Below are 13,984 nucleotides of genomic sequence, written 5' to 3' on the forward strand. Positions count from 1 at the left end.
TGCGCCTGCACGGCTGGTTCTACGAGATCACCTCCGGCGAGGTCTTCACCTACGAGTCCCGGGAGCGCATGTTCCGGCCGCTGTGACCGGCCCGCGCACGACAGCCAGTCGGTCAGGCGGGCGCTATGCGGGGGCCTACCGATGCGCATGTGGTGCAGATGGCGCTACGGCTATGACCGTCGCACGATCCGGACCGGATCCCCCATCTGCACACTGCCCTGGACGCTCGGAGGCCCCCTGCGAGCGTCTCCTGAGGCTCCGGGTGCCCAAGCGTCGGCGTGCGGGGCCTCGTACTGGGTACCAAGCTTGGCAGTGAGGTGGTGGTCATGATCCGTGTACGACACGCCCTGCTCCGCACCGCCGCGGCGGTGGCGCTGCTGCCGCTCGCCGCCGCCTGTTCCGACGAGCCGGAGCCACCGCCCCGGCCTCCCACGTCCGCCTCGCCCTCACCGTCGTCCGAGCCTCCGGAGCCGTCCCCCACCACCGCTCTCACCCACTCACCGTCGCCGACCGCCAGTGCACCGGCCGACCCCGCCAAGGCCGAGAAGCAGGTGCGCGCGGCGTGGGCACGCTTCTTCGCCTCGGGTGCCTCGGTGAAAGAGCGAGCGGACGTGGCGGAGGACGGCGATCAGTACCAGCTCATGATCGAAGCGCTGCGCACCGATCCCGAAGCCCGGCTTCTGCGGGCACGCGTCGACTCCGTGACCTTCACCTCCGACCTTCACGCGCGAGTGCGCTACACCTTGTTCGCCAATGGCCACAGAATCGGGCCCGAGGCCCCGGGGGCATCCGTACGTCAGGACGGCACCTGGAAGGTCTCCACAGAGACCGTGTGCAGCCTGACGCGTTACGGCGAGGATGTCCCCCGGGCCCCGGTGTGCTGACTCAGCCGGCACCGGGACCGAGTCCGGTCAGCACCGGATGCCACCGGTCACCTCCGCGCGTACGCGGTCACCGCGACCGCCAGCCGCGCCGAGGCGCCGCTCCGCCCCATGTCAGCTCCACCGTTTTCAGCCGCCGACGGCCGCCTGGCCTGGACATACCGTAGCCACTGCCTGATACCGCCACTCCCCCGCACCACAAACGACCGTGCCCTGACTCATTAACGCCCTTCACGATGCAGAGAACCGAAACGCGTGAGTTCAAAGAGATCACATGCATAATTTTGCGTCCCTGCACACGCAGAAGAATGGGCGTAGGAGCATCAACCAGCCAAAACCCGGTGGATCGTTTCTTGCAACAGCTGAACCGGTCAGGTTGGAGCAACGGCGTACAACACCTCGCGGACTGGTGAGCAGTTGCCGTGAATGGATTGATCCCGCTGCCGCACGACATGCGTTCGTCAATGGCCGGGATACGGGAGGGTCATCATGGAAGTCACCAGTGTCACCGGCGCACTCCTGGTCGGGATCATCATCGGCATTCTGGGCAGGCTCATCGTCCCAAGACGGCACCGCATCGGCGCCCTGTGGACGATGTTGATCGGTGTGACCGCCGCATGCCTCGGCGCGTGGATCGCGCTCGGCCTCGGCGTCGCCGACACCCAGGGAATCGACTGGATCGAGTGGTTCGTCCAGATCACTCTGGCGGCCCTCGGTGTTGCCGCCCTGCAACGCGCTCAAGTACGCCGCTGACCATTCGCGGCAGCGCGAGCAGAATCTGCAGCCGGACGTGGGCTGCGGCACCGTCGAGGGTCACTGGCACGAAACCGGGCAGAGCGGCATGCCGTATGTCACCGGCGCCGAGGCGCTGCCCTGGCACCGCGACATCAGCGCCGATGAGCTGGCGAACGCCGTACGCCCGTATTCCCCGGGGCGTGTGCCGCCGCCGCAGTGCTGCCCGCAGGCGCGGCGCCTCAACCGTCCTGGGCGGGATCGGCGGGCATGTCCTCCAGCGCCTGGCGCAGCGCCGCGGCCTCGGAGGCGTCGAGCCGGCCGGCGAAGCGCAGCAGGGCGCTCGTGCGGTCGGCGGACGAGTCCAGTGCCTGTTGCATGAGTCCGGCCGAGTAGTCGTCGGCGGTGCGCACCGCGCTGTAGCGGAAGGACCTGCCCTGCTTGACGCGCTCCAGCCAGCCCTTGGTCCGCAGGCGCTCGGTCACCGTCATGACCGTGGTGTACGCCAGTTGCCGCCCCTCGCCGTTGAGTGCATCGACGATCCCCTGGATGTTGAGCGGCTCGCTGCTCGCCCACACGATCCGCATGACGTCGGCCTCCAGTTCGCCGAATGCCCGCATGCCCCTCGCTCCCACCTCTTCGCTCTGCAACATTGGCGTGCCTCATCGCTCCAGCACGCCGTCGCACCGAACCTCACGACACTGTTCTTCTACCTCGCGTAGAAATCGTATCCGGCGATCGTGCTTCTCCTTGCTATACAGCTCCCACGTTGTGCAGTTATCGGCTCGCGCGGACGTCGATCCCTGCGCCGCCGCGCCGTTGGGTCGGTCTTGGGCCGGTCCATTGGCCGCAGTGGTATGCCGAGCGGCAGGCCGCCTCCGCCATCGGCAGAGGCAGGGCGTCGATGAGTTGTGAAGTCGGCCTGTCGACGCCCACGCGTGGTCGCGAGGCTGCATTGCCGCTGCTCACCGTCCCGGCGAGCCTGGAGCAGGGAGTTGCAGATGTACCTCGTAGCCCCCGTCGGTCACTGGGCCAAAGGTTACCGTGCCGCCGAGGAGGTCGGCGCGCTCGCGCAAGGCGGCCAAACCACGAGACTCGCTGGGCAGCGGGTGCGAGAGACAAGTGGGAGCCGTGTTGGTGACCGTCGCGTGCACGGTGCCGCGCTCGTGCCGGATACGGACCGTCGCCCTGGCGCCCGGCGCGTGCTTGCGTACGTTGGTCAGGGCTTCCTGGACGGTACGGTAGACGGCGCGCTGGACGGTCGGTGGGAGCCCTTCGGGCAGGTCCGTCTTCAGCTCCGCCTCGACGCCACTCCGACTCACCAAGCGCTGGAGGTCGGCGAAGGAGGGCTGCGGGGCCAGCTCGGTCGGCCGACTGCCGGAGGCACGCAACACATGGACCATGTCCCGTAGTTCGCCCAGGGTCTCCGCGCTGAGCCTTCGGATCGTGGCTGCCTCGTCTTTCACCGCTGGGTCCCGGCTGCACACCTGAAGCGCCCCGGCCCGTACGGTGATGAGGCTGACCTGGTGGGAGATCGCGTCATGCATCTCCCCGGCCAGCTGCGCGCGTTCCTTCGCCAGCACGGTCTGGGCGAGCAGCAGGCGCTCGTTGTCGCGCGCCTGGGAAACCTCGGTGAGCCGCACCGACAGGTCCCGTCGGGCCTGGACGAGCCGGCCGAGAAAGACCGCAGCGGTGACTGCTGCCAGTGTGTGCCCCGTGTTGGTCAGGCCGGCAGCGCTCCAGAGGCCGTCCCGTTGCGGTAATGGCCACGGCGCGATACCGCAGGCCACGAAGGCCAAGGAGCAGAGTGCCAGTAGTGCGCGTCGGCGAGTGCGCGAGGCGAGGCTGTACAGAGCGGCGAGCGCGGCGAGCCTCGCATCGGCGACCAGGACAGCGGGCAGGGTCAAGAGCACGGTCAGTAGCGGCAGTCGATGGCGCAGGGCGAGAGCCAGGGCAGCGAGGGAAGCGCAGGCGTTGCCGAGCGATTCATCAGCATCGAAGTGCACCCAGGCATCGAGCAGCGCAACACCGATGAGGGCGACGTCCAGCAGTGCGGCGAGCAGGGGACGAAGCGTCGCCCGGCCTTCGCCGTCCTGCAAAGGCCGGTGGAGCGTTGGCCGTTCGGCGGCGGACCGAACGGTGGCGGCCTGCACAGCACACACCTCAGCCGCGGATCGCGCCGGCTGGAGTGCTACCCATCGCAACACCCAAGGCAGCCGGCCCCGCGAACCGGATGCTGGCACGTAAGCGCTTGGCCACCGCCATCAGAGACGTGCAAGTGAGTTGCCACTGCTGCTCAGGCGTATCAGTGAGGAGGTGATGGGTATCGAGTTCTCCGCTCGTCCACAGTGCTCGCATAATGTCCGATTTCCGCTGTCCGGATGTTCGCAAGGTCTCCACCTGCCTTTTCTTCCCTTCCGCTCGGCGACAGACTGCCGTCTCGGCTCGGACTCCCGTGCCGGACGACATCACTTTCTACTTCATGTAGTAGTTTAAACGCGTGGATGTCGACCGACACACCTCGGCGGTCTCGAATCACGCGCCGCCTGGCGCACACGCCTCTGCCAGCTCATCCGCACCCCGCGCACGCCGCTCTGCGATGGGCTACCACCGCGCGTCGTCCGCGCAGGTCAACGACCGCACCTTGACCACCCGACACCACGATCGGCTCGCCTGATACGCGGCGGTCGGCAGCACACCGGCTACGGCTCGGCAAGGCGAGCGCCCTGACACAACCCACCTGGCCACTCACCTCAAGGAGCTCACGTGGTGGGAAAACCCGTCCAAGCATCAACAGTTCAGCTGGACACCCCCTCGCGCGACATCGCACAGGGAAAGCGGAGTGATCCGGCGATTGCCGTCGAAGATGCCTTCGCCGAGGTCATGGCAGGCGTCGTACATGTCGACCGAGTGCCGGTCGACAGTCACTTCTTCGACGATTTGGGCGCCGACTCCCTGTTGATGGCTCAGTTCTGTGCCCGCGTCAGGAAACAGGATCATCTTCCGTCGGTGTCGATGAAGGACATCTACCGGTACCCGACCATCCGCAGTTTGGCGACGGCCCTCGGGGGGCCGTCGGACACCTCGGATGCCGAGCCCGTACCGGCCGAGTCATCACCCGTGGTATCGGCCGACGTCCTGCCGCCGGCCCCCCGCAGTACGCCGCGGTACGTGCTGTGTGGCGTACTGCAGTTCCTCGTCTTCCTCGGATACGCCTACCTCACGGCTCTCGTTCTCTCGCTCGGCTATGACTGGATCTCCGCCGGAAGGAACCTGCTGGACAGCTACCTGCGGGCGGTACTGTTCGGCGGCGCCATTTTCCTCGGCGTATGCACCCTGCCGATTCTCGTCAAGTGGGTACTGGTAGGCCGCTGGAAGCCCCAACAGATTCGCATCTGGGGTCCGGCCTACTTCCGTTTCTGGCTGGTCAAGATACTGATTCAGATCAACCCGCTGGTGCTGTTCGTCGGTTCGCCACTGTTCGTGCTCTACCTCAAAGCGCTCGGCGCGCACATCGGGCGCGGTGTGGCGATCTTCTCCAAGCAGGTGCCGGTGTGCACCGATCTGCTCACCGTCGGCGACAACACGGTGATCCGCAAGGACGCCTACTTCACCTGCTACCGGGCCGAGGCCGGATGGATCCGCACCGGCCCCGTCACCCTCGGGAAGGACGTGTACATCAGCGAGTCAACGGTCCTCGACATCGATTCCTCCCTCGGTGACGGAGCTCAGCTCGGGCATGCCTCGTCGCTGCACTCCGGGCAGCGGGTTCCCGCCGGCGAGCGGTGGCATGGCACCCCTGCGCAGCGGACCGAGGTGGATTACCGGTCGACGGTCGCGGCCACCGGCTGCACCGCCTTCACCAAGGTCACGTACAGCCTCGCGCAGTTGCTGACCGCGGTGGCCGTGTACATGCCGTTGGCGATCGGCGGGGCCAGCCTTCTGCTCAACGAGATCCCGCAGCTCGGCGCAGTGACGATCACGAAGCCCAGCTCCCTGACGAGCTGGGCGTTCTACCGTGAAGCTCTGATCGTGTCCTTCGTGCTCTTCTTCGGCTCGCTGGTCGTCGGCCTCCTCCTCGTCACCACCGTTCCCCGGCTGCTCCATCTCGCCATCAAGCCGGACAAGGACTATCCGCTGTACGGCTTCCGGTACTCGCTCCTTCGTACGATCACGCGCCTGACCAACAACAAATTCCTGCTGCGGCTCGCCGGCGACAGCTCGCTTGTCGTCCACTACCTGCGCAGCCTCGGGTACGACCTGTCCCGGGTCGAGCAGACGGGCTCCAACTTCGGCTCGGAGCTCAAACACGAAGACCCGTTCCTGACCACTGTCGGCACCGGAACGATGGTCGCCGACGGATTGTCGGTCATGAACACCGAGTACTCCGCGACCTCCTTCCGCGTCAGGCGAGTGGCGATCGGCCCCCACAACTTCCTCGGAAACCAGGTCGCCTACCCACCGCAGGGAAAGACGGGCAACAACTGCCTGCTCGCGACCAAGGTCATGGTGCCCATCGACGGGCCCGTGCGGGAGGGCGTCGGCCTCTTGGGCTCGCCCAGCTTCGAGATCCCGCGGACGGTCGATCGCGATGCCTCCTTCGACCACCTCAAAGCCGAGGAAGAACTGCGTCGCCACCTCCACGCGAAGAACAAGCACAACGCCGTGACGCTGCTGTCGTTCCTGCTCGCACGCTGGATCTACACCTTCGGCATCCTTCTGCTGGTGTGGGGAGCGGCGAGCTTCTACGGCTCGTTGGGCGCTGCGGCAATCGCGCTGGCCACGATGCTCAGCCTCGCCTTCAGCGCTGTGTACACCGGGCTCATGGAGCGAGTCACCACTGGCTTCCAGCAGCAGAAGGCACTCTTCTGCTCGATCTACGACCGCTCCTTCTGGCGCCACGAACGCTTCTGGAAGCACCAGGCGATCGATATGCGGCTGCTGAACGGCACCCCGTTCAAGAGCCTGTGGTGGCGGCTGCTGGGCGCTCACCTCGGGCGGCGGCTCTTCGATGACGGGTGCAAGCTGCCGGAGCGGACTCTCGTCACGATCGGCGACGACTGCACGCTCAACGTGGGGACCGTCATCCAGTGCCACTCGCAGGAGGACGGAAGCTTCAAGTCCGACCGCACCTCGATCGGCGCCGGCTGCACGCTCGGGGTCAACACCCTGGTCCACTACGGCGTGACGGTCGGGGACGGCGTCGTACTCGGCCCCGATTCCTTCCTGATGAAGGGCGAGGAAGTCCCCACGCACGCACACTGGGCAGGGAACCCCGCCAAGGACATCACCGTCCGCTCGTCCCGGTGATATCAGGCGGCGCCTCGGCGGCCCCCTCCGCTGAGGCGCCGCTCGGCGCACTGCCCGACGGCGTGTTGCACCCACCACTTGCTCGCGGGCCGTGGCGCTCGTCGGTATTGGCGGTCTCCAGCCGCGTGGTGTACTACCGCGTCGCCGACCTAGCCGAGCTGAGGGCCGAGGGGGTACTCCTGCGGCGGGCCCCACCACCTGGGCCCGTTCGGCCCTGGTGCGGACTTCAGAACGCGCAGAAGCTGGGGCCATGGCCGGTTCGGGGTACTGGTGTCGTAAGGCCCTACGGTGCCGAAGCACGAGAGGAGAGTGGCGCACATGCGAGCCCACCTCGGTGACGAACTCGTGGTGGAGAGCCTCATCATCGGAAGCCGCCGGCGGGATGGAGTGATCGTCGGACTGCATCACGCGGACGGATCACCGCCCTATGACGTGCGCTGGTCGGACACCGGCCGGGTGACGCTCTTCTCTCCAGGACCGGATGCCCACATACATCCCCTGAAGCCGCCGGAGGACCCTTCCGAACCTGGTACGGAACCCCAACCGCCTCCCCCAGGGAGCGACTTCGGACGCCGCGTCGCACACGAACGGCAGCGCCTGGGTCTGAGCCGGGCCGAGGTGGCCGACCGGGCGGGGGTGGCCGAGAGCTACCTGGCCTATCTCGAACAGCAGCCGGCCGACCCGGCCTCCGCCACTGTACTGAGCCTGGCAGCCGCCCTGGAGACCACGCCCGATGTGTTACGGGGCGCCGATGCGGAGCTTGCACCGGGAGGGGGCCGCGCAGCGAGGCATCCCCGCCTTCGCGAGCTCGAGCCGGAGGAATGCCTGCGTCTGCTCTCCTCGCACGGCGTGGGGCGCCTCGCCCTGTCGACCCTCGAAGGGCCCCAGATCATACCGGTGAACTATGCGCTGGTCGACGACACGGTCGTCTACCGCACAGCGCCCGGAACCGTCACGGCCGGAGCGGTCGGAAACCTCGCGGCCTTCCAGGTGGATCACATCGATGAGGCCATGAGCCGCGGCTGGAGCGTGCTGGTGGTCGGGCCCGCGCGGCACGTGACGGGTCCGGCAGCCGACGAACTGGCCGCTCGGGCACCCTCGTTGCCGTGGGTCGGCGGAGACCGCCCCCTCTGGGTGGCGATCAAGCCACTGCGCATCAGCGGGCGGCGCATAGACGTCGAGTGAAGGACAGCACCTCAGCACACTGACCCGTAGGACGAAGTGAGAAAGCCCGATCCCCCGAGGTCCTCGCCATGAACTGCTTCGACTGCACACAAGAGCAGAAAAACGTCCCAGCGGTCGCGATCTGCTGTCACTGCGGCACGGGAATCTGTGCCGGGCACATGCTCCTCAGCACCGAGGAGGTCCATCACGAGGTGGGCACCGGCCCTGCCTGGGGGAAGCGTTCCGCCCGTCGCGCGACCTGTCGCACCTGCGGCGGCGCCGAGCACGAAGGTCCTGCCGCGTAGACACCCATCCAGGTAGGACATCTGGATGAGGGCTGTGAAGGGAACGCGTACATCAGAGAACTGATGGCAGTCAGGCCAAAGGGTCGGCTCCGGGCTCGCCTTCGACCACGGCGCGGGCGGCCTCAGCAAGCCGCATCTGTCGAGCGCGGGCATGCTTGCGCAGCACGTCAAACGCGGTGCTCACATCTGTCTGCCAGCGCTCCGCGAGGACTCCTTTGGCCTGCTCGATCACCACTCGGCTGGACAGAGCCCGCAGTAGCTGCCCGTTCTCGCGGCGGACAGCCTGCAACTCCCAGCGCCGCATCAGTCCCAGAGAGACGGCGTCCGCCAGAGCCAGTGCCGCCGCGAGCTGGCCTTCGTGCATCGGGCGGGGCCGCGCGTGGAACAGGCTCAATACTCCAAGCTGCCGGCCGCTGTTCCGGTCATGCAGGGGAATTGAGGTCGCCGCACCGATACCAACGGCACCAGCCTTGTCGGCGTACTGCGGCCACTTTTTCTTCGCGGCGGAAAAATCGGGGACGAGTACCGGCTTGCCGTCGCGGAAGCACGCCTGTCCTGGGCCCTCGCCGCTGGCCGCTCCCAACTGTTGCAGCGCAAGCACCGACCGGGAGGTGGCCGCTGCCACTTTCAAATGGTTCGCCTGATCCGCCAGTAGCGCTCCGGCCGCCCGCGCACCCAGCCGCTCCGCAGATCGCTCCACCACCCACTGCAGAGCCAACCGTTCCTCCGCGGACTCGTCCAGCAGCCGGCCCATCACCTCGATCACGAATTTCGTCATGCCCTGCTCTGCCGATAATCCTCCACGCCCCACTCCGTGTACCACCGATCTGTCACACAGAAATTCACCAGGAAACGCCATCAAACAGGTCAACAACATTATGCCGCTCTGCTCAAGCCACTTTTCAAGATGCGTTCCCGGGTGGGTCCGAGATTCCCGGCTTGTGGTTGAAGGCCAGGGAGACCGCTCGTGCTGCCAAGGCCAACTCATGGGCTGCCGGCGTCTGGAACGCAAGTGGGCGCGTCAAGAGCACAACGGTAACGCCGCCTCGGTCACCGTCCGGTCAGACGCAGGTGCCCTTCCAGCACATCGCGGGCGATGTCGATGATCGGTCTCTCGGTGGCGTAGGCGTAGGCGCGCAGCCGGGCCAGCGCGTCGGAAATCGGGATGCGCAGCTGAGCGCTGAGCATGCCGGATGCCTGATGCACGTCGGCACGGTGCAGCTTCATCGTTGTGATGCGCTGGGCGCACGCGGGCAGCGAACGAGTCAGCGCCTCGCTCGCGTACAAGGCGTCGTCGACGGCCCGCTTCGGCAGCGGCCCAGCTGCGGACCGGTGGCAGACCAGGGCACCGTACGGCGTCGTTTCCGGGCACAGCGGGAAGGCGAAGACTGCTCGTACCTCCATGGCCAGAGCCGCCGTGATGAAGGCCGACCAGTGCGCCGGGGCACGCTCCAGGTCGGGATGCAGGTGCACAGCACCGTCGCATGCGGTGTCCAACGCCGGTCCCTGGCCGAGTATGAACTGCACATCGTCCAGGCGGGTACTGGCCTCAGAGCTCGACCACAACAACTCCGATCCACCGACGGTGACTGCCGCACCGTCTACCGACAACAGCGCTGCCAGACAGCCGCACCATTGATCCGAGGGCCCCGCTCCTCCCGGCTGCAACTCCCCGAGCAGCCCGGAAAGCGCACGTTCCGTCACAGACGCCTCCCCGCCACACCACGCCGACCGCCCCGCTGAGTGCGGCTGCGTTCAGCGTGGCCATCAGGAGCGAGGGCAAGGACCGGGCCGCCCGGGGCAAGGTTCTCGCCGGCATGCCCACGCGGGGGCCCTGAGGGGCTGGGCCGCCTGGGGCAACGGTCCCGCCGGAAGGCCCTGGGTAGGGTTCGTTCGTGTCTCCGGCAGGCCAGAGGTGTTGGTGTGGCGGCAGGGAGGGGCCGGACAGCGCGAGTGGGCCGCAGCCGACCTTCGGTGGGGCGCAGGCGCGCATGACCACCGGTACAGAAATGTGCCCCCTACGGGCGGGCCAACACCGCCTTCCAGGAGGCCGGTCCGCCTTGTCGCACGTCATCCGGTGGCGAATCACCTGATGTCGAGTACCTCCCGCACCGGGCGCCGGGGCGTAGTGGGCCCTTGAGGACCGTAGCCGAGGCGCAGAACCATCTGCACGAACCCGGTCGCCGACCGGGGATCGCGGGCCAGCCAGCGCAGATCGGGCCACTCCAGCGCATGGGAGGTGAGGGAGGTGGCCAGACCGTGCTCGGTGGCTACCAGGAGAACGCGCTCCAGTGCTTGCCCTGCGCGGACCCAGTCCTCGACCCGGTCCTCGGAGGTGCTCAGCAGGGCGAACTGTGGCATGTTCTCGAAGGTGACTGCGCCACGGTCGGCCACCGTTCGTCGGCCGGCAAAGTCGCGTACGGGGGCGTCGCCGTACCACTTGCGTGGCCCGAAGGCGTAATCGGGGACGCCATCGGTGGCGGTGTCGGCCTCGGCGGCTCCCATGCGGGTCCAGCGATCCCGGTCCTCGGCATTCCGGGGGTCCAGCGTGTCACGTCCCTCAGCGTCACTGACGAGGTCCAGGAGCGACTGGGCGTGCCAGGGGCTGGGGAAATCCAGTCGCGCGCCCTCCAGCCGAGCAGCCTCACTCAGCGCCGCCCGCACCGCCTCGGGAATGTCCTCGGCCGCGAACGGATATCGGCTTGTGTGACGCCTGCGAATGGCGGGGTGCAGAGCAGCGAGAGCGGCGTCGGTGGATTCGCGCTCGGTCAGTCGCACGACGGCCAGAAGCTGCGGCTCCGAAGCGTCCGGCAGCAGATGAACATGCGGTCCGAGGCCCGCGTGCGTGGCAGCAACCCGCAGATTGAACAAGGCCGCCCCGCAGCCGAGGTGCAGCCCTCGGTGCAAGGGGTCACTACGGGGCATGGCGCGTTCGACGTCGGCGCGCAACTCCAGGGTGTCGCGATCGGTGAGATACCGGAAGCGCCACGGCTGAGCGTTGTGCATGGACGGGGCGGCAGTCGCGTCCCGGACGAGAGCCGTCACGGTCTTCGTGTCAGGCGGGAACACCGGCATCGCGCGTCTCCCCTCGAAGACGACGGGCCCGGCGAGCGCAGGCTCGCTCCCTCCCCCGCCATGGTAGTCGGGCCCCGGTCTGTGTGCCCGTCTCCCGCCGAACCGCCTCCACTCGCTCGACGCCTCCTCGGCCACAGGAAAATCTGAGCCCGCCCACCGGCTGCTGACCAGGCCGTTTCTTCGGATCACCTAGCGGTTGAGGGTGTAGGTCAACCCCGCGTCCCACGTGGCCGCCCGTCCTGCTTCGTAGGCAGCCTCGTAGGCGTGCTCGCCGATGACCATGCGGACCTGCTTCTCGCACCGTTCGCGTGCGGCGACCCATTCGGCCACCCCGAGCTGCGGCTTGCCCAACGTGTCCCACAGTTGCTGGGCCAGGCCGAGCAGGTGGGCGGCGCGCTCGCCGAGGCCCGCGGCGGCCGTGGCTGCGGCGATCACATCCAGGCACATGGCAACGCCCAAGCGGTCGTTCAACCTCTGCTTGACCTCCAGGGCCGCCCGGCCGCGGTGCTGCGCCGCTGCGTGGTGGCCGCGGGCCAGCTCAGCCCGGGCGAGCAGGTAGTCCGCGTAAGCGCGCATCCAGGACTCGCCGTACCGCTCGCAATCGGCGCGCAGGTGCTCAAGCACGGCGACAGCCTCCTCCATCTTTCCCTCAAGGGTGTGCGCGTGCCCTAGGAACAAGGCGGCCGCCAGCACTGCATGGGCGAGTCCGTCCTCACACCGATGCCCGTCGAACAGGCCCTGCGCCAGCTCCTTGGCACGCTGGGTGTCGCCGCTGATCATCGCGGCGAAGGCGACCATGGCCCGGGCCTCGTCCGCCGCCTCGGTGTCGCCCAGGCACTCGGCCAGGTCGGCGCATTCGGCGGCCCGGGCCTCCCCTCTTCGCGCATCACCCAGGTCCGACAGGATCAAGGAGCAGACCCACAGCGCCTGGGCACGCGCCCGGCTCGGTTCGGTGTCGAGGGCCAGGGCCCGCTCCAGATAATGGAGCCCTTCCCTGGGGAAGCCGCAGCAGTGCCAGAAGAACCACAGCGTTCCGGTCAGCTCCACGGCGGCATGCCCAGCCGGCCGGTCCAGACAGAACTCCACGGCAGCACGCACGTTGTCGCGCTCTCCCGCCAGCCGGCCGCACCAGGCGTACTGGTCCGGTCCGAGCCAGGCGGTGTCGCCCCGATGGGCCAACGCCAGGTAATAATCCCGGTGACGCTGGCGCAGCACGTCCTCTTCACCCAGCGCGCGCAGCCAATGGCCGCCGAACTCGCGGATGGTGTCCAGCATCCCGTAACGCTCGCCGCCGCCCGTGGGCAGCCAGGTCAGGATCGACTCCTCGACCAGTCCGCCCAGCAGCCTCAGCAGCTTGCCGTCGGGCAACAGCTCGTCGGCGCACACCTGGCGTGCTGCCTCGGCGTCGAAGCTGCCCGCGAACACGGAAAGCCGCGCCCACAGCAGCCGTTCCGCCGGCGTGCACAACTGGTGGCTCCAGCCGATCGCGGTACGCAGCGCCTGGTGCCACGGGGGGTCGGCGTCAGGCACCGCCTCGCGGTCGTTGCCCAGTACGCCGAACCGGTCGTCCAGCCGCTCCGCCAGCTCGGTCGTGCTCAGCTCATGCAGCCGGGCCGCGGCCAGCTCGATCGCCAGCGGCAGCCCCTCCAAGCGACGGCACAGCCGTACCAGATCCGGTCGATTGGCGTCGGTAACGGTGAAGCCCGGCACGGCCTGGGCGGCCCGCTCGGCCAGCAGCGCTATGGCATCTTCCTCGCCCTTCGCCAGATCGCTTTCCTCGGGCACGGGCAGCGGGTCGAGCACCACCACCTCCTCGCCGGCCAGATTCAGCGGGCGCCGACTCGTGGCCAGAATCCGCAGGCCCGGCGCGGCCCGCAGCAGCACCTCCGCCGCCAGGGCACAGGCATGGGCGAGGTGCTCGCAGGTGTCCAGCACCAGCAGCGTCTCCCGCTCGGCCAGGTACTCGGCCACCACGTCGATCATCGGCCGGGTCGTCTGGTCGGCCAGTGGCAGCGTTTCTGCGATGACATGCGCGACCAGCGCGCCGTCCGTCAGCGGCGACAGCTCGACGAACCAGGCCCCGTCCCGGAACCGCCCCTGCACGGCCTCCGCGGCCGCCAGCGCGAGACGGGTCTTCCCCACGCCGCCGACCCCGGTCAGCGTCACCAGCCGGGACCGCCGGCACACGAGGCGTTCCACACGTGTCAGTTCGACTGCGCGCCCGATCAGACGCGTACGAGGTAGGGGGAGACAGCCCACCCGCCACAGCATCCCTCCTCACCCGCAGAGCATGGTGGGGTGACACCAAATACATGAAAGGTGCGCGAATTCTCCCCACCCCGACCGCGACAGGCCGGCCGACTGCCGAGAGCGGATCACTTATTTCCGCGTTCCGTTGGGCGCGTAGTCGGTGATGAAGTGGTCGCGGACGGCCGCCGCGGCGGCACGGTGATCCGAAGGAAACGTCCTGGGCCGTGTTGGGAATGAGGGCACGGAGAGTGTCGTCCAAAGTGAGCC

Annotated in this window: 12 protein-coding genes; 5 read left to right on the plus strand and 7 right to left on the minus strand. The window is 68.0% G+C overall.

The annotated features are described in order from the left end of the window. Window positions 1-326 precede the first annotated feature (326 nt). Both IG84_RS0105905 and IG84_RS0105910 read left to right on the plus strand, forming a co-directional pair. A complete protein-coding gene (locus IG84_RS0105905; RefSeq protein WP_063761752.1) occupies window positions 327-884 on the plus strand; it encodes an MTB12 C-terminal domain-containing protein in 558 nt (185 codons plus the stop codon). Window positions 885-1,370: 486 nt separating this feature from the next. Continuing rightward, window positions 1,371-1,634, plus strand: a complete 264-nt coding sequence (locus IG84_RS0105910) for a hypothetical protein (protein WP_031052086.1) — start codon at window positions 1,371-1,373, stop codon at window positions 1,632-1,634. Window positions 1,635-1,855: 221 nt separating this feature from the next. Here IG84_RS0105910 and IG84_RS0105915 read toward each other — a convergent pair whose 3' ends face one another. From IG84_RS0105915 to IG84_RS42025, 3 genes are all read right to left on the minus strand, one after another. Continuing rightward, complete coding sequence (locus IG84_RS0105915; protein ID WP_031052089.1) at window positions 1,856-2,233, minus strand: BlaI/MecI/CopY family transcriptional regulator; 378 nt, start codon at window positions 2,231-2,233, stop codon at window positions 1,856-1,858. 345 nt (window positions 2,234-2,578) lie between these two features. Next, a complete protein-coding gene (locus tag IG84_RS0105920; RefSeq protein WP_078648670.1) occupies window positions 2,579-3,661 on the minus strand; it encodes a sensor histidine kinase in 1,083 nt (360 codons plus the stop codon). Between the two features lie 742 nt (window positions 3,662-4,403). Then, a complete protein-coding gene (locus IG84_RS42025) occupies window positions 4,404-4,613 on the minus strand; it encodes a hypothetical protein (protein WP_245659267.1) in 210 nt (69 codons plus the stop codon). On the opposite strand from IG84_RS42025, the gene IG84_RS0105925 reads away from it, so the two are divergent. The 3 genes from IG84_RS0105925 (at window position 4,524) to IG84_RS42865 (ending at window position 8,392) form a co-directional block, all read left to right on the plus strand. Further along, window positions 4,524-6,923, plus strand: a complete 2,400-nt coding sequence (locus IG84_RS0105925) for a Pls/PosA family non-ribosomal peptide synthetase (protein ID WP_245659259.1) — start codon at window positions 4,524-4,526, stop codon at window positions 6,921-6,923. The genes IG84_RS42025 and IG84_RS0105925 overlap by 90 nt on opposite strands. Window positions 6,924-7,241: 318 nt before the next feature. Continuing rightward, complete coding sequence (locus tag IG84_RS0105930) at window positions 7,242-8,108, plus strand: pyridoxamine 5'-phosphate oxidase family protein (RefSeq protein ID WP_031052094.1); 867 nt, start codon at window positions 7,242-7,244, stop codon at window positions 8,106-8,108. Window positions 8,109-8,176: 68 nt separating this feature from the next. Continuing rightward, on the plus strand, window positions 8,177-8,392 hold the full coding sequence (locus tag IG84_RS42865) for a DUF2180 family protein (protein ID WP_078648626.1): 216 nt from the start codon (window positions 8,177-8,179) through the stop codon (window positions 8,390-8,392). Window positions 8,393-8,462: 70 nt separating this feature from the next. Here IG84_RS42865 and IG84_RS0105935 read toward each other — a convergent pair whose 3' ends face one another. From IG84_RS0105935 to IG84_RS0105950, 4 genes are all read right to left on the minus strand, one after another. Beyond that, a complete protein-coding gene (locus IG84_RS0105935) occupies window positions 8,463-9,170 on the minus strand; it encodes a GAF and ANTAR domain-containing protein (RefSeq protein WP_051861431.1) in 708 nt (235 codons plus the stop codon). 272 nt (window positions 9,171-9,442) lie between these two features. Continuing rightward, a complete protein-coding gene (locus IG84_RS0105940; RefSeq protein ID WP_157848817.1) occupies window positions 9,443-10,096 on the minus strand; it encodes an ANTAR domain-containing protein in 654 nt (217 codons plus the stop codon). Between the two features lie 381 nt (window positions 10,097-10,477). Continuing rightward, on the minus strand, window positions 10,478-11,467 hold the full coding sequence (locus IG84_RS0105945; protein WP_031052099.1) for an Acg family FMN-binding oxidoreductase: 990 nt from the start codon (window positions 11,465-11,467) through the stop codon (window positions 10,478-10,480). 189 nt (window positions 11,468-11,656) lie between these two features. Beyond that, on the minus strand, window positions 11,657-13,666 hold the full coding sequence (locus tag IG84_RS0105950; RefSeq protein WP_169749858.1) for an ATP-binding protein: 2,010 nt from the start codon (window positions 13,664-13,666) through the stop codon (window positions 11,657-11,659). Window positions 13,667-13,984 lie beyond the last annotated feature (318 nt).

It is taken from the genome of Streptomyces ochraceiscleroticus, assembly GCF_000720485.1.
In the GTDB taxonomy this organism is placed as follows: Bacteria; Actinomycetota; Actinomycetes; order Streptomycetales; family Streptomycetaceae; genus Streptomyces; species Streptomyces ochraceiscleroticus.

Bases quoted from the DNA above. Each gene is read 5' to 3' on its own strand.
- IG84_RS0105905 (WP_063761752.1), top strand. From the start codon at position 327: ATGATCCGTGTACGACACGCCCTGCTCCGCACCGCCGCGGCGGTGGCG.
- IG84_RS0105910 (WP_031052086.1), top strand. From the start codon at position 1,371: ATGGAAGTCACCAGTGTCACCGGCGCACTCCTGGTCGGGATCATCATC.
- IG84_RS0105915 (WP_031052089.1), bottom strand. From the start codon at position 2,233: ATGCGGGCATTCGGCGAACTGGAGGCCGACGTCATGCGGATCGTGTGG.
- IG84_RS42025 (WP_245659267.1), bottom strand. From the start codon at position 4,613: ATGATCCTGTTTCCTGACGCGGGCACAGAACTGAGCCATCAACAGGGA.
- IG84_RS0105930 (WP_031052094.1), top strand. From the start codon at position 7,242: ATGCGAGCCCACCTCGGTGACGAACTCGTGGTGGAGAGCCTCATCATC.
- IG84_RS42865 (WP_078648626.1), top strand. From the start codon at position 8,177: ATGAACTGCTTCGACTGCACACAAGAGCAGAAAAACGTCCCAGCGGTC.
- IG84_RS0105935 (WP_051861431.1), bottom strand. From the start codon at position 9,170: ATGACGAAATTCGTGATCGAGGTGATGGGCCGGCTGCTGGACGAGTCC.
- IG84_RS0105945 (WP_031052099.1), bottom strand. From the start codon at position 11,467: ATGCCGGTGTTCCCGCCTGACACGAAGACCGTGACGGCTCTCGTCCGG.